The sequence below is a fragment of the Microvirga alba genome (genome assembly GCF_015694465.1).
GTDB classification, from domain to species: Bacteria; Pseudomonadota; Alphaproteobacteria; order Rhizobiales; family Beijerinckiaceae; genus Microvirga; species Microvirga alba.
The window spans coordinates 38,433-59,016 of sequence record NZ_JADQDO010000003.1 but is presented as its reverse complement, the minus strand read 5'-3'; the positions used below and the strand labels follow the sequence as shown (position 1 = coordinate 59,016).

Here is a 20,584-nt window from a genome sequence, read left to right as displayed (position 1 = left end):
CTGCAATTCTGACGATCTACTCAAGGAGATCGTCATGTCGTTTCAAATCCGTGGGCTCGACGCCGCGTTGTTTGCGCCGCTGTTCAACTTCTCTGAGGCGGAGCTGTCCGCCGTCGGGGCCCTCAAGGTCGTTGCCGACGAAGCCGATGCCTATCCATGCCGTGTCTCACTGACGCGGGTAGGGAAGGGCGAGGAGCTTCTGCTCATCAACCATGCCCATCAATCCACGCCGACCTCGCCCTATCGTGTCAGCGGACCGATCTTCGTCAGCCGCTTGGCCAAGGCAGGACATTATCGGGACGAACTGCCGCCGATGCTACGCGACCGGCTGTTGTCGCTGCGGGCCTACGATTCAGACGCTCTGATCGTCGATGCCGAGGTGGCCGAAGGCGAACAGGTTCTCGCCGTGATCGAGCGCTTCCTGGCCAATCCCAACGTCGCCCATGTGGACACACATTTCGCCCGGCGTGGATGCTTTGGGGCCCGGATCGAGCGCGCGTAGGAGAGGGGCGGATGCAACCTTCCTACGCGCGGAGTGAAACGTCGCGATAAAAAACCCGCCCTGTCGCCAGGGCGGGTTTCTTTAAATCTCGGCGTTGGCCGATCGATTACATGCCGAGCTCGTTGCCGGAGTAATCGATCTTGCCATCAGCGCCCTTCTTCCAGACGTACATGATGTAGTCCGGACGGGTGATGTCGCCCTTGGCGTCATAGGAGATGTCGCCGATGACGGTCTTGAACGGCTTGCCCGAATGCATGGCGGCAGCCATCTTCTTGCCGTCGGGGCCGCCGGCCTGCTTGGCTGCCTCGGCCAGGATCTGGGCCGCGGCGTAGCTGTAGAGGGTGTAGGCTTCGGGATCGTAGTTCTTGGCCTTGAACTTGGCCACGACGTCCTTCGCGTTCGGGTTCTTGCGCGGATCCGGCGAGAAGGTCATCAGGGTGCCTTCGGCGCCCGGGCCGGCGATCGAGACGAACTCGGCCGACACGATGCCGTCGCCCGACATCATCGGGGCGGCAAGGCCCTGATCGCGCATCTGGCGGATGATGAGGCCGGCTTCCGTGTGGAGGCCGCCGTAATAGACGACGTCAACGCCGGCCTGCTTCAGCTTCGACACGAGCGCGGAATAGTCCTTCTCGCCCGGGTTGATGCCTTCATACACGACTTCCTTGAGGCCCTTGGCATTCATGGCCTTCAGGGTCTCGTCGGCGAGGCCCTTGCCGTAGGGGGTCTTGTCGTGAACGACGGCGACCTTCTTGCCCTTGAACTTGTCGGCGAGATAGCCGCCGGCAACCGCGCCCTGCTGGTCGTCGCGGCCGCAGGTGCGGAAGGTGTTCCACATCTTGCGCTCGGTGAACTGCGGGTTGGTCGAGGCCGGGGTGACCTGGACGATGCCGGCTTCTTCGTAGACCTGCGAGGCCGGGATCGAGACGCCGGAGTTGAAGTGGCCGACGACCATCTTCACGCCCTCGGCTGCGAACTTGTTCGCCACCGACACGCCCTGCTTGGGGTCGGAAACGTCGTCGCCGACGACGACCTGCAGCTTCTGGCCATTGATGCCGCCGGCGGCGTTGATGTCTTCAACAGCCTGCTCGACGCCATTCTTCAGCTGCGCGCCGAAAGCGGCGTTCGGGCCGGTGATCGGGCCTGCGACGCCGATCTTGATCTGCGCGTTGGCCGCGCCGGAAAAGGCAAGGCCAAGACCAAGCGCTACGCTGGTCAACAGCATCTTTTTCATGAGGTCACTCCTCTGGGGTGGTTTTATAGGCCCCCTTCCTCGGGGCCGGTTTCAGCAGGTCGAGCCCGCCGTCCGCGTGACATCATGACTCTTTTTGAGCGGAAGTCACGCCGGAATTTCTTGAGCTTAGCCGTTCGTATTAGAGGCCTTTTCCTTCCAGCCGAACGGGCCGGACCTCTCATAAAGCCAACGATATTGCGACGTCATCATCCGGGCCCGGTTGTATTTGAAGCCCAGGGTTCCGATGATGAGAAGGACGATCGCATCGATGGCGTAATAGTGAACCGACAGGAGCGTGCCCTGGAACAGGGCGAAGTGGATGAACCGCACCGCCGCTGCCAGAATCAGCAGGTAGAGGACCAGGTTCCAGAAGGGCCGCCAGGTAATGGCGATGGCCCGCCCGGTCATCCAGGCGGCCGAACCGCCAAGCACGACCGTGATGAAGAGAAAGAGCCAGATCGAGCGCTCTTCATAAAGCAAACCCTGCATCAGTGGTGCCCTCCTTCGAGATAGGCTGCCCGGACCTGGGGATTCTCCAACAGCTCCTTGCCGGTGCCGCTCAAGGTGATGTTGCCCGTCACCATCACGTAGCCGCGATGGGCGAGCTTGAGTGCGTGATAGGCATTCTGCTCGACGAGGAAGACAGTCATGCCGTCCTTCTCGTTCAGCTCTTTGATGATCGTGAAGATCTGCTTCACAATCAGGGGCGCGAGGCCGAGCGAGGGCTCGTCCAGAAGGAGAAGCTTCGGGCGGCTCATAAGCGCGCGAGCGATGGCCAGCATCTGCTGCTCGCCGCCCGACAGGGTGCCGCCGCGCTGCTGCAGGCGCTCCTTCAGGCGCGGGAACAGGGTACAGACCCGTTCCAGATCCTGATCGAAATGGGCCAATCCATTGATGGACGCGCCCATTTGCAGGTTCTCGAACACCGTCATGCGCGGGAAGATGCGGCGGCCTTCAGGCGATTGCGCAATCGACAGGCGGGCGATGTCGTGGGTCGGCATCTTGGTGATGTCCCGGCCCGCATAGGTGATCGTGCCCTCCCGCGCCCGCGGGTTGCCGAAAATCGTCATCATCAAGGTCGACTTGCCGGCGCCGTTGGCCCCGATCAGCGTGACGATTTCACCCTCGTTCACGTCCATGTCGACGCCCTTGAGGGCGATGATGTTGCCGTAATAGGTCTTCACGCCGCGCACGCTCAGCAAGGGCTGGTGCGTCGCTGCGGCCGCACTTTGATGGCTCTGCATCGGATTGCTTGTTCCCGCACTCATGCGCCGATCTCCGCTTCGACCTTGGCGATCTCCTCATCGTCGACGCCGAGATAGGCGGCGATGACGCGCGGATCGTTTTTCACCTCGTTCGGCGAACCGTCCGAGATCTTGGTGCCGTAATCGAGCACCACGACGTGATCCGAAATCTCCATCACGACCGACATGTCGTGCTCGATCAGCAGGATCGAGGTGCCGTGATCCTTGCGGATCGACAGCAGGAGCTCGTTGAGATCGTGCGACTCGCGCGGGTTGAGGCCCGCCGCAGGCTCGTCGAGGCAGAGCAGGAGAGGGTCCGTGCACATGGCGCGAGCGATTTCCAGACGGCGCTGGTCGCCGTAAGGCAGGTCGCCGGCGGGATCGTCGGCCCGGTCGATGAGACGGGTCTTCTCCAACCAGAACTTCGCGCGTTCGATAGCCGCGCGCTCGGCCTTGGCGTAGCCGCCCAGCCCAAGAACGCCCAGGAACGTGAAGCCGGAGGAAATCATCAGCGGGTTGTGCTGCGCCACCAGCAGGTTCTCAAGCACGGTCATGCCCGAGAACAGGCGGATGTTCTGGAAGGTGCGGGCGACCTTGGCCTTCCAGTTAATGTCGAAGCCCGGCAGGCGCTCCAACAGCAGTTGCGAACCGTCCGGCTTGCGTAAGGCGAGCATGCCCTCCGTCGGCTTGTAGAAGCCGGTGATGCAGTTGAAGACGGTCGTCTTGCCCGCGCCGTTGGGCCCGATGAGCGCGGTGATGTCGCCGCGCCCGGCCTTGAAGGACAGGTCGTTGATGGCGACGAGGCCGCCGAAGCGCATCGTGAGATGCTGTACGTCGAGAATGGGGTCTTGTTGCCAGCGCATTAGCCGTGTCCTTCCTTCACGAGCGAGCCGGAAATAGCCTTGCGCTCTTTCAAGATCACCGAGGGTTCGCGCTCCGAAATGAGGCCACGCGGACGCCATACCATCATGGCGACCATGCCCATGCCGAAGAGCAGCAGGCGATATTCGTTAGGGTCGAACCCTTCGCCGAAGACCGCCTTGAGGAAGGTCAGGTTACGCAGCATTTCCGGACCGCCGACGAGCACGATGGCCGCGATGGCGACGCCGATCTGGGAGCCCATGCCGCCGAGCACCACGATGGCCAGGATGATCGCCGACTCCAGGAAGTTGAAGCTTTCCGGAGAGACGAAGCCCTGACGCACCGCGAAGAACGAGCCGGCAAAGCCGCCGAACATGGCGCCGATGGCAAAGGCCGTCAGCTTCGTGTTCGTGGTGTTGATGCCCAGCGAGCGGCAGGCAATCTCATCCTCGCGCAGAGCCTCCCAGGCCCGGCCGATGGGCAGCCGGCGCAGGCGCATGGTGACGAAGTTGGTCAGAAGCGCGAGCGCCAGGATGAGGTAATAGAGAAAGATCATCCGGTGCATGCCGTGGAACTCGAGCCCGAACGTGTCCGCGAACCCGCCTTCGCCAGCCGTGAACGGCAAGCCGAAGAAGCTCGCGCGCGGGATCGAGGAGATGCCGGCGCCGCCATTCGTCAGATCGACCCAGTTGATGAGAACGAGGCGGATGATCTCACCGAAGGCGAGGGTGACGATGGCGAGATAGTCGCCGCGCAGGCGCAGCACCGGGAAGCCCAGGATCATGCCCCAGAAGGCGGCAAGAATGCCCGCGAGCGGAAGGCAGATCCAGAAGGACAGGCCGAACGTGGTCGAGAGCAGGGCATAGGAATACGCGCCGACTGCATAGAAGGCGACGTAGCCGAGATCGAGCAGGCCCGCGAGGCCGACCACGATGTTCAGGCCCCATCCGAGCATCACATAGGTGAGGATGAGGATGCCGAGATCGACCCAGTAGCGCGATTCGTTCAGGCCGCCCTGGACCAGATAGACCAGGATCGGGAAGCTGACCGCGACGCCCAGGAACATGGGAATCGCGAAACGGGAGACCTTCTGGTAGGCGCTCGGCTCGGCGTGGACGGGCTCGGTCGCCTGATGCGGATCCGGCAGCGCCTTGCGCGCGGCCCGGGTTGCCAGGAAGGCATGTTCCAGAACGCGAAGGACGAAGACGATGGCGCAGAAAATCGCCACCAGACGCCACCGCGAGGCGAGGAACAGATCGGACCCGTTCTGCTCCGTCTTGTAGGACAGGATCGGAATGGACAGGCCAAGCGCGATCAGCGCGGTGATGAAGGCGTCCTTGAGGGCGGCCGCCAGATTGAAGCGGCTCGGGACGGCGGTGTCCTGGGCCGAGCTGGTCGTGATGGAAGGAGCGTTCATGGGGGTGCTCCTTAGACTTTTTCGACTTCAGGCCGTCCGAGGATACCGGAAGGCATGAAGATCAACACGATGGCGAGGATCGAAAAGGCCGCCACGTCCTTGTATTCGATCGAGAAATAGGCCGACCAGAAGGTCTCGATGAGACCGATGATCAGACCGCCGAGAACCGCGCCCGGCAGGGAGCCGATGCCGCCCAGAACCGCCGCCGTAAAGGCCTTCACACCCGGCACGAAGCCGTCGTTGAAGCTCACGACGCCATAATTGAGCAAATACAGGGTTCCCGCGACCGCGGCCAAAGCCGCGCCGATGACGAAGGTCAATGAGATCGTGCGGTCCACGTTGATGCCGAGAAGCGCAGCCATCTTGCGGTCCTGCTCGCAGGCGCGCTGCGCGCGTCCGAGGGAGGTCTTCTGAACCAGGTACCAGAAGATGGTGAGAAGCACCGCCGTCGTGGCCATGATGATGATCTGCTTGTAGGACAGCGCGACATTGTAGCCGTTCTCGCCCTGGAAAAGCACGATCACGTCGCGAATCATCGGCGGCGTCGGCTTGTTGCGCGCTCCTTGCGCGACCTGGACGAAGTTCGAGAGGAAGATCGAGACGCCGATGGCCGAGATCAGCGGGGCCAGGCGAAAGGAGCCGCGCAGGGGCCGGTAGGCGATCCGCTCGATGGCCCAGCCCCAGAGGGAGGTCAGCACCATCGCGATGACGAGCACGATCAGGAGCGCCAACGCCACGGACGAAATCCCGAGCCATGTGGTCAGGATCAGAAAGAAGATCAGCGCGATGAAAGCCGAGAGCATGAAGACGTCGCCGTGGGCGAAGTTCACCATGCCGATGATGCCGAACACCATCGTGTAACCAATAGCGATGAGGCCGTAGATCGACCCCAGCGTCAGCCCGTTTATGAGCTGCTGCACAAATATATCCATGTCCTGCCCTTGCCCCTCTGGATGGGGTCATTATTGGGAAACGCCTCAGCAAAGCACGATGTGGGATCGAGGCCAAGCCGGACGTAAGGTGGGGGTGTCTAGCAAACCGGATAGTGTTCGACAATCTTCCGTTAAGTTTCCTATCAGCCGCGTTGATGGAATTAGGGCGGATCGAGCCGGGAGACAGTTTCAAAAATTCCTGATCGCGACCATATGCGATCCATGGTCTTGCGCTCCGCCCGAAAGGGTGGGAGACGCTTTCTCAGAAAACCGATGTTGAAGACTCACCCCAATCCAGACGACGCTCGCATGGGCGCTTCCGGTCCCGACGCAACCCTCTTTCGGGAGGGCATGAGCCGGGTCGCTGCGGCGGTGCATGTGGTCACGACGGACGGTCCGGCGGGGCGGGCGGGGTTCACGGCGACGGCGGTCACGCCCGTGACGGACAGTCCGGCCACGCTGCTGGTCTGCGTCAACACGTCGGGCCGGTCAGCTCAGGCGCTCCTCGCGAACGAGGTGTTCTGCGTCAACACGCTCAGCGCCGCCGATGCCGCTTTGGCCGATGTTTTCGCGGGACGGAAGAATCTTCACGGGCAGGATCGCTTTACTGTCGGGCAATGGGAGCGTTCCGCGCTCGGCGCGCCCTTGTTGGCAACCAGCCTCGTTGCCTTCGATTGCCGTCTGACGGAGGCGCGGATCGTCGCCACCCATCACGTGCTCATCGGCAGCATCATCGGCATCCGCCTCGGCGAGACGAGGCAGGCTCTCGTCTATCAGGGCAGACTTTACCGTAGTCTTTAGGCGAAATTTCCACCGAATTTCACCGGATTGGCTTGTCAGGCCGGTCCAACTCCTCAAATAATACGATACAACGTATTAGTTTCAGGAGTTTCCGCCCATGCCGTTTCCAAGTCTCTGGGGTCCGGAGTTCGCGGTCAACACCACGACCGCCGGGGCGCAAACCTTTCCCTGCGTAGCAACCTTCAAGGACGGGAGCTTCGTCGCCGTCTGGGAGGATCGGCAACCGACCACCGGAACCGAGTATACGGCGGAGTTGCGGGGGCAGATCTTCAACGCGGACGGGACCAAACGGGGGTCCGAGTTTGCGGTCAACAGCACCGTCGCCAACGACCAGGGCTCTCCCGCGATCACCGTTCTCAATGACGGCCGCTTTGTCGTGAGCTGGGAGGATCACAGCGGCGCTGGCGGCGAGGATGGATGGGGCATTCGCGCCCGCGTGTTCAAGGCCAATGGCACCGCTGTCGGCGCGGACTTTCAGGTCAATACCACGAAGGCGGCCGACCAAATCTATACCTCCATCGCCGCGCTTTCGAATGGCGGCTTTGCGGTGACCTATACGGATTTCAGCACCGCACTTCCCCAGATCAGGTCTCGGATCTTCGACGCGGGCCTTAGGCCGGTGGGCGACAATGACGGTGTCGTCAATTCCAATTTGGCCAAGGGCCACGGGGCCGCTCACATTATCGGTCTGCGAAGCGGTTACGTTGCCCTTTTCGCGGAGGGGGATGCTGATGCCTCGAACGTTTCGATCCGCGGCCGGATCTTTGACGGCAGCGGAGCCCCCGTCGCTGGTTTGCCCGAGTTCGCCATATCGTCATTTGCGACCGGTGGGGGCGCTTTTAGCCCTTCTGGCACACTTCTGAGCGACGGACGGTTCGTTGCCGTTTGGACGCAGTACTCTGCAGCCGGTGTTCAGGTTGTCAAAGCCAAGATCTTCAAGGCGAACGGCGAGGCGGCCTCCGGCGAGATCGCCGTCAACCAGATCGTCCTGGGTAAAGAGTGGATCGGCGATCGTGTCGGGGTGACCGCACTCGACGACGGTGGGTTCTCGGTGACCTACACAAACCCCAAGAATGCGGGCCAATGGGATATCCGTGCGGCCATCTTCAACGGTGCGGGTCAACGTGTCGGCAGCGATGTCCTCGTCAGTCCGCAAAATGTCATGGGGGACAAGGCTCTCCCCGCTCTCGCCACCATGGCCGATGGTCGCCTGATCGCGACATGGCTCGATGAAAGCGGACGTGACGTCGATGCCGTGGGAGTCAGCGCCCAGTTTCTCGATCCGCGCTCCAAGGGAATCGTCCTCGCCGGCACCAGCCAGGACGATCACTATGTCGGCTCGGCCTTCGATGATTTCCTCAGCGGGGGAGCAGGCAACGATCAGCTCTACGGTGAAGGCGGCAACGACACCCTCGACGGGGGACCAGGCCTGGATACGCTGAATGGGGGCCCGGGCGACGACACCTACATCGTCGACACCCTCGCCGACGTCATCGTCGAGGAATTCAATGGCGGCTTCGACACGGTTGTCGTGCCGGTCGACACTCATCTCCAGGTGGTAACAGCGATCGAGGCCCTGACAGCCGCTCCTGGGACAGCGCCGATCACCCTGACCGGAAACACCGGAGCCAATAAGCTCACCGGAAACGACGGCGACAATGTGCTGATCGGCGGCGGCGGCGCCGATACGCTCATCGGCGGCGGTGGAAACGACACCTTCAAGGTCACCAGCTCCAACACCCAAGTGTCGGATTCATCCGGCTACGACACCGTCGAAGCCGAGGTCAGCTACGCGCTGCAGGAAAACTCAGGCATCGAGAAGCTTGTCGCCGCTTTTGAAGCGGATAAGGATTCGTTCTCTTTCACAGGCGATTCCGGCGCGAACTTCATCAAGGGCAACGCCGGCAAGAACACGCTGAAGGGTATGGCCGGCGACGACACTCTTGTCGGAAGCCTTGGCAACGACACTCTCTACGGTGGCGCCGGGAAGGACGTGTTCCTGTTCAACAAGAAGGCGTCGAAAACCAATCTCGACAAGATCGCCGATTTCAATGTTGTCGATGACACGATCCAGTTGTCCAAATCAGTCTTCTCAAAGATCGCGAAGAAGGGCGTTCTCGCCAAGAGCGCATTCTGGATCGGGGCGGAGGCTCATGATGCGAGCGATCGCATTATTTACAACTCCAAGAAGGGCATCCTCTATTACGATGCGGACGGTTCGGGAAAAGGAGCGGCGATACAGATCGCGACCTTGTCCAAGAACCTGAAGCTGAAAGCCGGCGACTTTTTTATCGTGTAGCGCCGCCGGCTCTAACTCTTTGAAGCGGGCCTCCTTGGGGGCCCGTTTTCATCAACAGGATGCCGTTTCTACGTGCGTCTTGCTTCGCCGGGCGCATAGGGACTCCAGCCGGTCAATTGCACGAAACCGTCGCGCGCCGCGACGACGAGATGTTTGCGGTGCTTATGGACGAGTGTCCCGGGGTTATAGCGGTGGGGCTCCTCCCAGCCGGCCGCGTCCCAGACGTAGAGGTATCGGGAATTGACTTGCGCGAAGGCCTCGATCGAACCGAAGGCGCGGATGGTCCGCAGCACGTCGCTCACGTTTCGCGACCAGTCGAGGGTCCGCTGGGTCTGCGTCATGCGGGGCCAGTAGATCCCCGGTCCCTGCGGCTGCGCCGTATCCCATAGCCGGGGCAGGTCATCCGCCAGGCGAGCCGCGACGGCCTTGGCCGCCATCTGGCATTTGGCGAGAAGCGTGTCGTGCGTTTCATGCGGGTGCAGCGCGAAGCGCTCCTGCGTCAGAATGGGACCGGTGTCGAAGGTGGGGTCGAGCGCGTGGGCAGTCATGCCCCATTCGGGCTGTGCATCCAGGACGGCCTGGAAAAGCGGGTAGGGGCCGCGCCCGAGCGGTAATGGAGAAGGGTGAAAATTGACGGCGAAGGGAACATGCCGCTCCCAACCTTTGATGAGCCAGGGATAGCCTGCCACCACGAGGGCGTCGCAGCGCACGGCCTTGAGGTTCGCGAGATCCCCCGGCTGAATGCGTGAGAGCTGAACCGGCATCCTCAGGGCGCGAGCGCGGGCAACCGTAGCGTCGTTGAAATCATAGATGCCGTCGCAGGGGCGACTGAAGAGCTTGACGGGCTCCCAGCCCTTGTCGAGCAGAGTTTCGAAAACGTCTCCGAGAAAATCGATACCGGCGAAGGCGAAGCGCATATCCTGGTTTAGCCTCCCAAGGTCAATGGACCAAGGGCGAGGTGCAACAGCACCCCCCACATTGTGAACGAAAAGGCGAGGGCCATCCCAAGCGCGCGCCCCCGCGTCCCAAATTCACACGTGAGCCGCTGGGCGGGTTGATCCTGCTCAATACAGGTAAGGAAAGCGGCCGCTAGATTGACCATTCCTTCTTGAAGAAGAGAGAAGCGGATGCGGATAGACCCCTTGAAAGCTGGACTCTCCGTGGGCGTGTTGCTCGGCGCTTGGCACTTGGGCTGGGCCCTGCTCGTCGCGCTCGGTTGGGCGCAGCCCCTCATCAATTTCGTCCTCTGGATCCATTTCATCCAGCCGATTTACGTGATCGGACCCTTCGACCTGACGCGGGCAGCGCTTCTCGTGGTCGTCACGACCGTCGCCGGCTTTGTCATCGGCTGGGCCTTTGCCGCGATCTGGAACCGGCTCCACCGCAGGCGGACAGCCGAGATCTCGGTCATTTCGGAAGCCCGCAGAGCCACCGACCTTAAATCACGGCGCTAACGCACTTCTCCGCCCTCGGTCGCCGCTGCGCTGAGCATTCGCATGGGGCTTTTGCGCATGAAGGAGCGGAACGTCGCGTTGTTGCGCAAGGCGGTTTCACCTGCACTGATCACCTTGTCGAGAGTGGCGGGATCGAGCTGGAAGCGGGTTGGAACCTTGTCGAGTTCCTGCTTCAGTTCCGGCCCGGCATCTTCGAAGGAGACGCGTCCCACCGTGAAGACGACGTCGGAGCACCTCCAGCCCTTGAGGCTGCCGCGCGTTTTCAGGACCTCCTCGTCGGACAACGAACAGCGCCAGCGCCTAAGATCGTTTTGCCAATCGCGCATGATGGTCGTGAAGTAATCGTAGCCTTTATAGACCCCGGAATCGATGGCGACATCGGTCACGATTCCGGCCAGTTCCGTGCCGGTGGGCGAGGCGAGTTCCTTCGGCCAATGCCCCGCGGGACCGCGACCCGCATCGACGACGAGGAACAGGAACCGCTTGACCCGCACGCCCTGCTCGGCGGTCATGGGCATGTAGGGCCGATCCCGGTTGGTGCGTGAGACCGCAAGGGAGTGAATGCCGAAATTGTCCGTCAGGCCGCCGTCGAGAAGCTTCACATACCGGAACCGCTCCGGATCGTTCCGATAGCGCGTCATGGCAGCGGCGCTCGCTCGCAAGGTCGCAGGAGCGGTGGAATCGGCGAGGCCCCGCTGCAGCCACATGGGCACATGGCCACCGCACGCCCCACCGAAGTTCTCGACATTCATGGGAATGAAGACGCCGGGCACGGCCGCGGAGGCGGCGACGACCTCCGACAAGCGGACCTTGCTGAGGTCGCTGCAGAGCGTGCTGAAGGTGATCGGTTCGAAGACGAACGGAACGCGGCTATAGATGTCCGAGGCCGCGATCCAGACAAGCGGACGCTTGCGGGCGAAAAGATCGGCATAAGTCGCCCCCTCGAACAGGTTGTCGTCGAGCCAGCGCGGGAACTGGGAGCGGTCGTTCACACCCCCGTCCTGCACGATCCGTAGCACGTTCGCGAGGGACACATCCGTGTCGAAGCCCTGTTCTGCGTTTCGCTCCAGGAAGCGGCTGCGGAACATCGGCAGGCCGTCGCGACCTTTCAGACCGAAATACGCGGCGGTGACAGAACCGCCTGAAACGCCCGAAATGAGATCGATCATGTCGGTCATTCGCTGGCGGCCGTCTTCCGCGACGATCTCGTAGCGGTCGAGTTCGTTCAGCACGCCATAGGAAAACGCCGAGGCCCGCATGCCGCCGCCGGAAAAGGCCACGCCGACGACGGTCGCGCCGAACTGGTCAGGACCGAGCGGCCAGCCGCTCTGATCGGCCACGCTGGCGATGGGCTCGTTGATGGGCGCGTTGGACACATTGCCGGAGCATGCGGACATCGCGACGGCCAAAAGACTCGCGAGCAGCCACCGCCTGCACAAGCCGCCAAGAACGATCATCGCATCCCCCCGTAACGGAATATGGCCATACGATGGCGGGAAAGAACTCTCAATAGGCAGTTTGTAAGTCGTTGCCGGGGTGGTTACTTGGCTGCTGCTCCTCTCGGGAACGTCATCACAATGTCAGGAACCACGAATATTGGTTATGATTTAACCTTAAGTATGGACAAGCAATGACTGCGCCGCTCGATCGGAACTCGCCGTGACCCACGGGGCGCTCCGTCTGGTGCAGAGGAGGTCTTATGGCGTCCAAAGACTTCATTCGTCAGTTGGAAGGTTATGGGCTGACGACGGCTAATATCCTGTACCGGATGCCCGATCATCCGACCTTCCTGCAAACCTATATCTGGCAGGATTACGACCTGGCGCCTCGGTTCCCGGTTCTTCTCAAGTTTCTCGATTTCTGGCAGCGGGAACTGGCCGGGCCGCTTTATTCGGTCAGGGTCAGCCACTCCCAATTGATCCGGCCCGCCGAGTTCCGCGCGATCGAGGGTGAGATCAACCTTCATTAAGGACATCGAGCAAGAAGTCATCGAGCAAGAAGTCTTGGCCCGGCGGCGCAACTCGGGTAGAGAAGCCTCTCTTGAGCATCCTCGAACCTGCCAGGGCTCCTTGTTTTCCAACGCGCGTACTTCCCAGATCCTGGCTGCCCTGGCCTCCCAGCCGGGCGAGCGCGTCACTGTTCGGGATATTATGGCCGTGCTTCAGGACCGCGCGTTCGCGGTTCTGGTCGTGCTGCTCGGGCTGCCGAATTGTCTCCCCATGCCGCCGCCCATCCCGCTCGTCTGCGGTCTTTTGCTCGCGCTCGTGGCGATTCAGATCATGTTCGGCCGCCCGACGCCGTGGCTGCCCAGCCAACTTCTCAATCGGTCCATCGCGCGCACCGACGTGGAACGCGCCGTCGCACGCGCGATGCCGACCTTCCGCCGTCTCGAGCGCTTTTCGCGCCCCCGGCTGACGTTCCTCGATACGCCGCTGACCATGCGCCTCATGGGCGCGGTCATCCTGGTGATGGCCTTGGGCCTGCTCTTCGCACCGCCCTTCATCGGACAGATCCCGATGGGGCTTGCTGTCTGCCTCGTCGGCTTGGGGCTGGTCGAGCGTGACGGCGTGGTGGTGATCGGTGGGCTGGTGATCGGCGCGTTCGGCCTGACGTTGAGCCTCGGCTTCGTCTACGCGATCCTGTCGGGGATCGAGAGTATTTTTTGAGGATTTCCGGGCCTTCCTCCGCGCCGTCATTCCGGGGCCGCGCAGCGGAGTCCGGAACCCAGGCACGCTGACGGTTCCGAAAAATCTCGCCGCTGATGCGGCGCTTTATCTCAATGCCCTCGCGGTCATGGGTTCCGGGCTCCGCTTTCGCGGCCCCGGAATGACGAGGAGGAGCCTCAGATCAACTGCAAACCCTTCAAGCTCGCGTGCCCCTCGCGCCCGACGATGATGTGGTCGTGCACGGTGATGCCGAGTGGCTTGGCGACGTCCATGATCTCGCGCGTCATTTTGACGTCGGCGGCGGAGGGGGTCGGATCTCCGCTGGGATGATTGTGGACCAAGATCAAAGCCGAGGCGGAGAGTTCGAGCGCCCGCTTCACCACCTCGCGCGGATAGACCGGGGTGTGGTCGACGGTGCCGGATTGCTGCACCTCGTCGGCGATCAGGGCGTTGCGCTTGTCGAGGAAGAGCAGGCGGAACTGCTCCTTGTCCATGAAGGCCATGGCGGCGCGGCAATAATCCAGAACGGACGTCCAGGAGGACAGGACCGGCCTCTTGGCGATCTCGCCCTTGATGAGACGGCGCGCGGAGGCCTCGACGATCTTCAGGTCGGTGACGACGCTCTCGCCGATGCCGTCCACCTCCATCAACCGGGCAGGGGAGGCGGCGAGCACCTCGGCGAAGGTGCCGAAGCGCTTCAGGAGTTCCTTGGCAATCGGCTTCACGTCCCGGCGCGGGATGGAGCGGAACAGGACGAGTTCCAGAAGCTCGTAATCGGGCATCGCATCGCCGCCGACCTCCGAGAAGCGGGCTCGGAGGCGGTCGCGATGGCCGTGGTAATGGGGCGTGTCGTCCGCGCTCATGCGAGGGCGTAAGGCGGCTTGTCCAAGCCCTTGGGCGAGAGGGTGAAGATCTCGACGCCCGTCTCGGTCACGCCGACCGTATGCTCGAACTGAGCCGAGAGCGACCGGTCCCGCGTCACGGCGGTCCAGCCATCGGCGAGCACCTTCACCTGCGGACGGCCCAGATTGATCATGGGCTCGATGGTGAAGAACATGCCCGCCTTCAGCTCCACGTTATAGGCCGGTTCCACATAATGGAGGATCGTCGGCGAATCGTGGAAGACCCGGCCGAGGCCATGGCCGCAGAAATCCCGCACGACCGAGCAGCGCTCGGCTTCCGCATAGGATTGAATGGCAGCCCCGATATCGTTGGTCGTCGCACCAGGGCGGACTGCGGCGATCCCGCGCAGCAGGCATTCGTAAGTGATCTCGCAAAGCCGCTGCGCCCGGCGCGGCACGTCGCCGACATAGTACATGCGGCTGGAATCGCCGTGCCAGCCGTCGAGAATGACGGTCACGTCGATGTTCATGATGTCCCCGTCGCGCAGGGGCTTGTCGTTGGGGATGCCGTGGCAAACCACGTGGTTGATCGAGGTGCAGATCGTCTTGGTGTAGCCGCGATAATGCAAGCAGGCGGGATAGGCTCCGTGATCGCGGATGAAATCGAAGGTGAGCTTGTCCAGCGCCTCGGTGGTCACGCCCGGCGCGACCTTGTCCACGAGCATGTCGAGCGCTTCCGCAGCCAGACGGCCGGCACGCCGCATGCCCTCGAAAGCCTCCGGGCCATGGAGCGGGATTTCGGCGGCGCGCTTGCGCTCAATAACGTCGGTATCAGTCATTATCGGTCCTTGAAACGTAAGCCCGAATGTAGGGATCGGCGCGCTTGACGCAAGCAAAGACATGACGCCCGCGCTTGCGATTGTAGCCCGAGGGTGTCATGAGCACCCCGCATTCGCCCGGTCCGCTCGTATTGGATTTCGCTATAATGAACGATTCTCGCCCGTTTGGCACCTTTGCCCCTTCAGGCTTCACCCGCTGGGTGGTCGAGCGCACGCGTTCGATGCCGGAAGGATGGGCGACACGGCGGCTTGCCCTGATGCTGCGCCGGCTTCTGGTGCAGTCGTTGAGCGGCGCGCCAATCGACCTGGAGACGTTCGGCGTCAAGATGCGGCTCCATCCCTATAACAATGTGTGCGAGAAGCGCATTCTCCTGACGCCCCAGTATTTCGACCCCGAGGAGCTCGCGCTCCTCGCCGGGCGTATCAAGGACGGCTTCACCTTTGTCGATGTGGGCGCGAATGTCGGCTGGTATGCGCTTTTCGCCGCAGCCAAGGCGGGCCCCTCGTCGCGGATTCTCGCGGTCGAGCCGCAGCCGGAAATCTTCGACCGCCTGACGTTCAACATCCGCCAGAACCCCTTCGGCACGGTCAAGGCAGTCGCTTGCGCGGTCGCCGACAAGACGGGCGAACTGACCCTGTTCCTCGATCCGAACAACCGAGGCGAGTCGAGCGTGAAGATTGTCAGCTCGAGCCAGACGGATGCGATCCGGGTGCCGGCGGTGACATTGCTCGACCTCTTCAATCAGGAAGGGTTCAGCCATGTCGATGCGGTCAAGCTTGATGTGGAGGGGGCGGAAGACCTGATCCTCGATCCGTTCTTCCGGGATGCGCCCCCTTCGCTGTATCCATCACTCTTCATCATCGAGGATGGCCGAGGTAGCTGGCAGATCGATCTGCCGCAGCTGCTGGAAAGCAAGGGTTACCGGCTTATCCTGCAGACCCGGATGAACCTGGTCTTCGAGCGGGGATAAGTCCTTTTTGTCGCTGGGGAATCGCTGGTCCGCTGCGTTTCGGCCGAGATTGCGCGTCATTCCGGGGCGAGCGAAGCGAGAGCCCGGAACCCATAAACGCCAGCGGTTCCGGATGAGAAAAAGCGGCTATCGGTAAGCCCCGTTCGTAAAGCTAAGCGGCTCTGGGTTCCGGGCCCGGCCCTGCGGGCCGTCCCGGAATGACGAGGAAGGTCACCGCGGCGTGACGATCTCCACGGGGTGGTCGATGACGACCTCTTGTGGCGTCACCCGACACACATAAGCATAGGACTCGACGCCCATGGCGAGGGCGTGGCGGAAGGCCTTGTCGTAGGCGGGGTCGATGTCCCGCGCCACGTCGAAACGGTCGGCATCCATCTGGATGACATAGATCAGGGCCGCCCTTGCGCCCGCGGCCACCATGTCGACGAGCTCATAGAGATGCTTGGCGCTGCGGGCCGCGATGCAATCCGGGAATTCCGCAAAGCCGGGCTGCCGCATCAGGTGGCAGTTCTTCACTTCAAGATAGCAAGGCGGCTCCCCGTCCTTTTCCAGCAGGAAGTCGATCCGGCTGTTCCTGCCGTACTTCACCTCCGGTCGGATGCGGTCGTATCCCGCGAAAGAGGCGAGCCTGCCCTCGCGCAACGCCTCGGCGACGAGGAGGTTGGGACGAGAGGTGTTGATGCCGACGAGCTGGTGCGGGCCGCCGCCCGCCGCCACCTCCACGAACTCCCAATTGTATTGGAGCTTGCGCTTGGGGTTCGTAGCGCGGGACAAAAGCACCCGACTGCCCGGCTCCTTCAAGCCCAGCATCGCACCCGGGTTGGCGCAATGGGCCGTCACCCGCTCGCCGCTCGACAGCACGACATCGGCGAGAAATCGCTTGTAGCGCTCGATCAGGCGGCCTTCGAGCAGGGGCTCCGGAAAACGCATGGCGATCCAATTCGGGCAGGCGAGGGCCTTTCCGTAGCAGGGGAGAAGCCCCGCCTTCAACTGAAGCCTTGCTTGAGAAATGCTGTTGCTGGCGCTAAACGCCTTGAAAAGGATCGTTTTGGCATGGCCGTTTCCATCACAGCCGCCCTTCTCGTCATCGGCGATGAAATTCTCTCGGGCCGAACCAAGGACAAGAATATCGGCTATATCGCCGAGTACCTCACCGGCATCGGCGTAGACCTGCGCGAAGTTCGGGTCGTGCCCGATGTGGAGGAGGAGATCGTCGCGGCGGTCAACGCCCTGCGCAGCCGGTACACCTATGTCTTTACCACCGGCGGCATCGGCCCAACCCATGACGACATTACCGCCGATGCCATGGCGAAGGCCTTCGGCGTGGGGATCGACCACGACCCCCGGGCGGTCGCGGTGCTGAGGGAGCGTTACCAGCCGCACGAATTGAATGAGTCCCGCTTGCGAATGGCCCGCATCCCCGACGGCGCCGACCTCATCGAAAACACGATTTCCAAGGCACCCGGCTTCAAGATCGGCAACGTGTTTGTCATGGCAGGCGTGCCTGCGATCATGCAGGCGATGCTCGACAAGATCGCGCCCACGCTCAAGACAGGCGCGCGCATGCTCGCCGAGACCGTCGAGGCTGAAGGGCTCGCCGAGGGCAATTATGCCGAGGGCCTCGCTGAGGTCGCCTCGGCCCATGAGGGCGTTTCGATCGGGTCCTACCCGACCTTCTCCACCAGCGGGTTCCGCAACCAGATCGTCGTGCGGGGCAAAGACCCTGCGGCGGTTGCGCGCGCCGTTTCCGCCGTCCAGGATCTGCTCGGTCGCCTCAAGCGCGACGGGGTTCCGCTTTAGTTTCGATTGTCAGTCCAGCCTTACGAGTGAGCCGATGTCTCCGACTTCCCCAAAAGCCTTCCCCGTTTCCTGGGACCAATTTCACCGCGACGCCCGCGCGCTCGCATGGCGTCTTGCCGCCGCCGGGCCGTTCGAGGCCATCGTTTGCATCACGCGCGGCGGGCTCGTGCCGGCCGCCATCGTGGCGCGCGAGCTCGATGTGCGGCTCATCGAAAGCGTCTGCATCGCGAGCTATCATGACTACAAGAACCAGGGCGAGCTGCATGTCCTGAAAGACGTCGCGCCGTCGATCAAATCCATCGGCGACGGCGCGGGCCGTGGCGTGCTCGTCATCGACGACCTGACCGACACCGGCAAGACCGTCAAGATCGTGCGCGACATGCTGCCGAACGCACATTTCGCTGCTGTCTATGCCAAGCCTGCCGGACGTCCGCTCATCGACACCTTCGTCACTGAAGTGAGCCAGGATACCTGGATCTATTTTCCCTGGGATATGGGGCTCGCCTATCAGGCCCCCATCCGCGAGGGGTCTGCGGGCTGATCAAGCCCATCAAGGAGAGAAACCGTGGCTGATTTCGACATCGCACGTACGCGAAAGAGCCTTTTCGGCGCTCTCCTCGATGCCAGGGACCGGTTCGGGCGCAACAAGATCGCTCTCGAAGATCTTGAGCGCCAGCCGGTGAGCTTCGGCCGTCTCGTTCTGGCTTCACTGGTGCTTGGCCGTAAACTTGCGGGCCTGACCAAGGAACGCGAGCATGTGGCGGTGCTGCTGCCCAACGTGCAGGGCATCGCCGTCACCCTGTTCGGCCTCAACGCCTTCGGCCGTGTCCCAGCCTTCCTGAATTTTACCGCTGGTTTGAAGAACCTGAAGGCGGCGTGTGAACTCGCTCAGATCCAGACCATCGTGACCTCGCGGCGCTTTATCGAGCAGGGCAAACTCGATGACATCCTCCAGGCGCTGGGGGAGGGCCGCCGGATCGTGTGGCTCGAGGATGTGCGGGCCTCGATCACGAGTTTGGACAAGCTGCGCGGCTTGGTGGAGAGCTGGTTCGCCCGAAGCGTCCATGCTCGGGCCGGCGTCAGGCCGGACGATCCGGGTGTCGTGTTGTTCACCTCCGGCTCGGAAGGCAAGCCGAAGGGCGTCGTGCTCTCCAACGCGAACCTCGTCGCCAATGCCTATCAGGTGAAGGCACACGCGGGCGACGTGCTGACGCCGGACGATGTGTTCTTCAATCCGCTGCCGATCTTTCATTCGTTCGGGCTGACGGCGGGATTGCTGACGGCGGTCCTCAACGGCATGAAGTCGGTGCTCTATCCAAGCCCGCTCCACTATCGCCAGATTCCGAAGCTGGTCGCCGGGACTCGCGCGACGATCATGCTCGCGACCGACACCTTTCTGCAGGGCTATGCTCGCGCCGCCGACGAGGACGATCTCAAAAGCGTGCGCTACGTGATTGCCGGAGCCGAGCGCGTGAAGGAAGAAACGCGTAAGCTGTGGAGCCGTTACGGCACGGTCATTCTGGAGGGGTATGGCGCCACCGAGTGCTCGCCGGTGGTCGCTTGCAGCCTGCCTGACAGCAACCGCCCGGGCTCGGTGGGCGGCTTTCTGCCAGGGATCGAGTGGCGTCTCGAACCCGTCGAAGGGATTCATGAGGGTGGTCGTCTTCATGTGCGCGGCCCGAACGTCATGACGGGCTATCTGAACCCGGACGCGCCGGGCCAGATCGAGCCGCCAGCGGACGGCTGGCACGATTTGGGAGACATCGTCACGGTGGATGACGGCATCGTCACCATTCGGGGCCGTGCGAAGCGTTTCGCGAAAGTCGGCGGGGAGATGGTCTCGCTCGCCGCGATCGAAGCGATGGCGCAAGGCCTCTGGCCTGAGAGCAACCATGTGGTGGTCGCCCTGCCGGACCCGCGCAAGGGCGAGCAGATCGTGCTCGTCACCGACAAGCCGGATGCCGACAGGGACGTTCTTCTGGCGCATGCCCGCGCTGAGGGCTTTCCCGAGCTCTGGGTGCCGAAGGCCATTCTGGTTTCGGGAATTCCCGTGCTCGGCTCCGGCAAGATCGACTATGCCGCCACCGTGGACATGGCGCGGCGTCTGCAGGCCATGCTCTAAGCCCGACGCCGCATATCCGGTCACAAAGCCGTGTAGGCGGCGTTGTCATTTCCACCGCATACACGACTTTAAGAAATGACATCTCGATCCTGGATCGGCGTCATGAAGAAAGTCGCAGTCATCATGGCCCTTGTGGGCTCTGTTATCGGTGCCCAGATTGCCGGGGCACTGATCACCAGTGCCTTGGCGCTGCAAGGCCCCCTCACCACAGCCCTTCCTTGCCGCCAGGCCCAGCAGATCGTGGCGGGCCGGGGCGCTGCCGTACTCAACACCGGCCCCTACACCTACGACCGCTACGTGCGTGACCGTTCTTTTTGCCAGATCGATGAATATCTCGACCCGGCGTGGTTGCCGACCCGCGACACGCCGCAGTGCTTCGTCGGTTATCGTTGCAAGACCGGACCCAGCGATTTGTTTGGCTTTTGAGGCACCGTTGTCCCGTTTTCGAGTAATGGCGATCGCGATCCGCTGAGGTGGACTTTGATTCTCTGTGGATTGAGCTAATTTCAACTTTAGAACTAATGCCCTTGCGGAATGTTGGGCGCCCTCTACGCATATTCGGTGCGTAGGGTCTTATGATTTGATGGTGAGTACTGTTGA

At 62.4% G+C, this 20,584-nt stretch carries 21 protein-coding genes and 1 pseudogene; 11 read left to right on the top strand and 11 right to left on the bottom strand.

The genetic code is table 11. The features are described 5' to 3' along the window. The first annotated feature begins 34 nt into the window (after nt 1–34). Complete coding sequence (locus I2H38_RS08520) at nt 35–502, top strand: DUF1203 domain-containing protein (RefSeq protein WP_196271428.1); 468 nt, start codon at nt 35–37, stop codon at nt 500–502. 106 nt (nt 503–608) lie between these two features. Here I2H38_RS08520 and I2H38_RS08515 read toward each other — a convergent pair whose 3' ends face one another. The 6 genes and pseudogenes from I2H38_RS08515 to I2H38_RS08490 form a co-directional block, all read right to left on the bottom strand. Further along, the gene (locus I2H38_RS08515) at nt 609–1,736 is read right to left on the bottom strand and encodes a branched-chain amino acid ABC transporter substrate-binding protein (protein ID WP_196271427.1); all 1,128 of its coding nucleotides are present in this window, start codon (nt 1,734–1,736) and stop codon (nt 609–611) included. A 126-nt stretch (nt 1,737–1,862) separates the two neighbouring features. After that, nucleotides 1,863–2,225, bottom strand: a complete 363-nt coding sequence (locus I2H38_RS08510) for a DUF6867 family protein (protein WP_196271426.1) — start codon at nt 2,223–2,225, stop codon at nt 1,863–1,865. Next, nucleotides 2,225–3,004 carry an ABC transporter ATP-binding protein gene (locus I2H38_RS08505; RefSeq protein WP_407664049.1) on the bottom strand — a complete coding sequence of 260 codons (780 nt, stop codon included), beginning with the start codon at nt 3,002–3,004 and terminating at the stop codon, nt 2,225–2,227. The genes I2H38_RS08510 and I2H38_RS08505 overlap by 1 nt, the downstream gene beginning before the upstream one ends. 23 nt (nt 3,005–3,027) lie before the next feature. After that, a pseudogene (locus I2H38_RS08500) lies at nt 3,028–3,843 on the bottom strand (ABC transporter ATP-binding protein); the annotation flags it as partial. Continuing rightward, nucleotides 3,843–5,258: a high-affinity branched-chain amino acid ABC transporter permease LivM gene (livM, locus tag I2H38_RS08495; RefSeq protein WP_196271424.1), complete on the bottom strand. Its 1,416-nt coding sequence runs from the start codon at nt 5,256–5,258 to the stop codon at nt 3,843–3,845. The pseudogene I2H38_RS08500 and the gene livM, both read right to left, overlap by 1 nt. 11 nt (nt 5,259–5,269) lie before the next feature. After that, nucleotides 5,270–6,190, bottom strand: a complete 921-nt coding sequence (locus I2H38_RS08490) for a branched-chain amino acid ABC transporter permease (protein ID WP_196271423.1) — start codon at nt 6,188–6,190, stop codon at nt 5,270–5,272. Between the two features lie 273 nt (nt 6,191–6,463). On the opposite strand from I2H38_RS08490, the gene I2H38_RS08485 reads away from it, so the two are divergent. Continuing rightward, on the top strand, nt 6,464–6,991 hold the full coding sequence (locus tag I2H38_RS08485) for a flavin reductase (RefSeq protein WP_196271422.1): 528 nt from the start codon (nt 6,464–6,466) through the stop codon (nt 6,989–6,991). 97 nt (nt 6,992–7,088) lie between these two features. Next, the gene (locus tag I2H38_RS21385; protein ID WP_196271421.1) at nt 7,089–9,290 is read left to right on the top strand and encodes a calcium-binding protein; all 2,202 of its coding nucleotides are present in this window, start codon (nt 7,089–7,091) and stop codon (nt 9,288–9,290) included. Nucleotides 9,291–9,358: 68 nt separating this feature from the next. On the opposite strand, the gene I2H38_RS08475 is transcribed toward I2H38_RS21385, so the two are convergent. Beyond that, nucleotides 9,359–10,207: a methionyl-tRNA formyltransferase gene (locus tag I2H38_RS08475; protein ID WP_196271420.1), complete on the bottom strand. Its 849-nt coding sequence runs from the start codon at nt 10,205–10,207 to the stop codon at nt 9,359–9,361. 225 nt (nt 10,208–10,432) lie between these two features. Here I2H38_RS08475 and I2H38_RS08470 point away from each other — a divergent pair, with 225 nt between their 5' ends. Beyond that, a complete protein-coding gene (locus tag I2H38_RS08470) occupies nt 10,433–10,744 on the top strand; it encodes a hypothetical protein (RefSeq protein WP_196271419.1) in 312 nt (103 codons plus the stop codon). On the opposite strand, the gene I2H38_RS08465 is transcribed toward I2H38_RS08470, so the two are convergent. After that, complete coding sequence (locus tag I2H38_RS08465) at nt 10,741–12,201, bottom strand: patatin-like phospholipase family protein (RefSeq protein WP_196271418.1); 1,461 nt, start codon at nt 12,199–12,201, stop codon at nt 10,741–10,743. The genes I2H38_RS08470 and I2H38_RS08465 overlap by 4 nt on opposite strands. Before the next feature lie 242 nt (nt 12,202–12,443). On the opposite strand from I2H38_RS08465, the gene I2H38_RS08460 reads away from it, so the two are divergent. Beyond that, nucleotides 12,444–12,713, top strand: coding sequence for an usg protein (locus I2H38_RS08460; RefSeq protein ID WP_196271417.1), 270 nt, complete (start codon nt 12,444–12,446; stop codon nt 12,711–12,713). Between the two features lie 100 nt (nt 12,714–12,813). Then, nucleotides 12,814–13,410 (top strand): exopolysaccharide biosynthesis protein, encoded by a 597-nt coding sequence (locus I2H38_RS08455; RefSeq protein WP_196271658.1) that lies wholly within the window; start codon nt 12,814–12,816, stop codon nt 13,408–13,410. 176 nt (nt 13,411–13,586) lie between these two features. Here the strand turns inward: I2H38_RS08455 and radC are convergent, their stop codons facing one another. Together radC and map are read right to left on the bottom strand one after the other, a co-directional pair. Then, nucleotides 13,587–14,273 carry a RadC family protein gene (gene radC / locus I2H38_RS08450; protein WP_196271416.1) on the bottom strand — a complete coding sequence of 229 codons (687 nt, stop codon included), beginning with the start codon at nt 14,271–14,273 and terminating at the stop codon, nt 13,587–13,589. Next, nucleotides 14,270–15,091, bottom strand: coding sequence for a type I methionyl aminopeptidase (map, locus tag I2H38_RS08445; RefSeq protein ID WP_196271415.1), 822 nt, complete (start codon nt 15,089–15,091; stop codon nt 14,270–14,272). Before map ends, radC begins: the two co-directional genes overlap by 4 nt. A gap of 146 nt (nt 15,092–15,237) precedes the next feature. Between map and I2H38_RS08440 the strand changes: the two genes are divergently transcribed. Then, the gene (locus tag I2H38_RS08440) at nt 15,238–16,062 is read left to right on the top strand and encodes an FkbM family methyltransferase (RefSeq protein ID WP_196271414.1); all 825 of its coding nucleotides are present in this window, start codon (nt 15,238–15,240) and stop codon (nt 16,060–16,062) included. Nucleotides 16,063–16,272: 210 nt separating this feature from the next. Here the strand turns inward: I2H38_RS08440 and sfsA are convergent, their stop codons facing one another. Then, the gene (gene sfsA, locus I2H38_RS08435; protein WP_196271413.1) at nt 16,273–16,992 is read right to left on the bottom strand and encodes a DNA/RNA nuclease SfsA; all 720 of its coding nucleotides are present in this window, start codon (nt 16,990–16,992) and stop codon (nt 16,273–16,275) included. Nucleotides 16,993–17,115: 123 nt separating this feature from the next. Here sfsA and I2H38_RS08430 point away from each other — a divergent pair, with 123 nt between their 5' ends. The 4 genes from I2H38_RS08430 to I2H38_RS08415 all read left to right on the top strand — a co-directional run bounded on the left by I2H38_RS08430 (nt 17,116) and on the right by I2H38_RS08415 (nt 20,410). Beyond that, nucleotides 17,116–17,862: a competence/damage-inducible protein A gene (locus I2H38_RS08430; protein ID WP_196271412.1), complete on the top strand. Its 747-nt coding sequence runs from the start codon at nt 17,116–17,118 to the stop codon at nt 17,860–17,862. A 34-nt stretch (nt 17,863–17,896) separates the two neighbouring features. Then, nucleotides 17,897–18,403, top strand: a complete 507-nt coding sequence (gene gpt, locus I2H38_RS08425) for a xanthine phosphoribosyltransferase (protein ID WP_196271411.1) — start codon at nt 17,897–17,899, stop codon at nt 18,401–18,403. Between the two features lie 24 nt (nt 18,404–18,427). Continuing rightward, on the top strand, nt 18,428–19,984 hold the full coding sequence (locus I2H38_RS08420) for an AMP-binding protein (RefSeq protein ID WP_196271410.1): 1,557 nt from the start codon (nt 18,428–18,430) through the stop codon (nt 19,982–19,984). A 102-nt stretch (nt 19,985–20,086) separates the two neighbouring features. Further along, a complete protein-coding gene (locus I2H38_RS08415) occupies nt 20,087–20,410 on the top strand; it encodes a hypothetical protein (RefSeq protein WP_196271409.1) in 324 nt (107 codons plus the stop codon). Nucleotides 20,411–20,584: the final 174 nt, after the last annotated feature.

What these genes read in the sequence shown, in the direction of transcription:
- I2H38_RS08520 (WP_196271428.1), top strand. Translation starts at nt 35, where the DNA reads ATGTCGTTTCAAATCCGTGGGCTCGACGCCGCGTTGTTTGCGCCGCTG.
- I2H38_RS08515 (WP_196271427.1), bottom strand. Translation starts at nt 1,736, where the DNA reads ATGAAAAAGATGCTGTTGACCAGCGTAGCGCTTGGTCTTGGCCTTGCC.
- I2H38_RS08510 (WP_196271426.1), bottom strand. Translation starts at nt 2,225, where the DNA reads ATGCAGGGTTTGCTTTATGAAGAGCGCTCGATCTGGCTCTTTCTCTTC.
- I2H38_RS08505 (WP_407664049.1), bottom strand. Translation starts at nt 3,004, where the DNA reads ATGAGTGCGGGAACAAGCAATCCGATGCAGAGCCATCAAAGTGCGGCC.
- livM (WP_196271424.1), bottom strand. Translation starts at nt 5,258, where the DNA reads ATGAACGCTCCTTCCATCACGACCAGCTCGGCCCAGGACACCGCCGTC.
- I2H38_RS08490 (WP_196271423.1), bottom strand. Translation starts at nt 6,190, where the DNA reads ATGGATATATTTGTGCAGCAGCTCATAAACGGGCTGACGCTGGGGTCG.
- I2H38_RS08485 (WP_196271422.1), top strand. Translation starts at nt 6,464, where the DNA reads ATGTTGAAGACTCACCCCAATCCAGACGACGCTCGCATGGGCGCTTCC.
- I2H38_RS21385 (WP_196271421.1), top strand. Translation starts at nt 7,089, where the DNA reads ATGCCGTTTCCAAGTCTCTGGGGTCCGGAGTTCGCGGTCAACACCACG.
- I2H38_RS08475 (WP_196271420.1), bottom strand. Translation starts at nt 10,207, where the DNA reads ATGCGCTTCGCCTTCGCCGGTATCGATTTTCTCGGAGACGTTTTCGAA.
- I2H38_RS08465 (WP_196271418.1), bottom strand. Translation starts at nt 12,201, where the DNA reads ATGATCGTTCTTGGCGGCTTGTGCAGGCGGTGGCTGCTCGCGAGTCTT.
- I2H38_RS08460 (WP_196271417.1), top strand. Translation starts at nt 12,444, where the DNA reads ATGGCGTCCAAAGACTTCATTCGTCAGTTGGAAGGTTATGGGCTGACG.
- radC (WP_196271416.1), bottom strand. Translation starts at nt 14,273, where the DNA reads ATGAGCGCGGACGACACGCCCCATTACCACGGCCATCGCGACCGCCTC.
- map (WP_196271415.1), bottom strand. Translation starts at nt 15,091, where the DNA reads ATGACTGATACCGACGTTATTGAGCGCAAGCGCGCCGCCGAAATCCCG.
- I2H38_RS08440 (WP_196271414.1), top strand. Translation starts at nt 15,238, where the DNA reads ATGAACGATTCTCGCCCGTTTGGCACCTTTGCCCCTTCAGGCTTCACC.
- sfsA (WP_196271413.1), bottom strand. Translation starts at nt 16,992, where the DNA reads ATGCGTTTTCCGGAGCCCCTGCTCGAAGGCCGCCTGATCGAGCGCTAC.
- I2H38_RS08430 (WP_196271412.1), top strand. Translation starts at nt 17,116, where the DNA reads ATGGCCGTTTCCATCACAGCCGCCCTTCTCGTCATCGGCGATGAAATT.
- gpt (WP_196271411.1), top strand. Translation starts at nt 17,897, where the DNA reads ATGTCTCCGACTTCCCCAAAAGCCTTCCCCGTTTCCTGGGACCAATTT.
- I2H38_RS08415 (WP_196271409.1), top strand. Translation starts at nt 20,087, where the DNA reads ATGAAGAAAGTCGCAGTCATCATGGCCCTTGTGGGCTCTGTTATCGGT.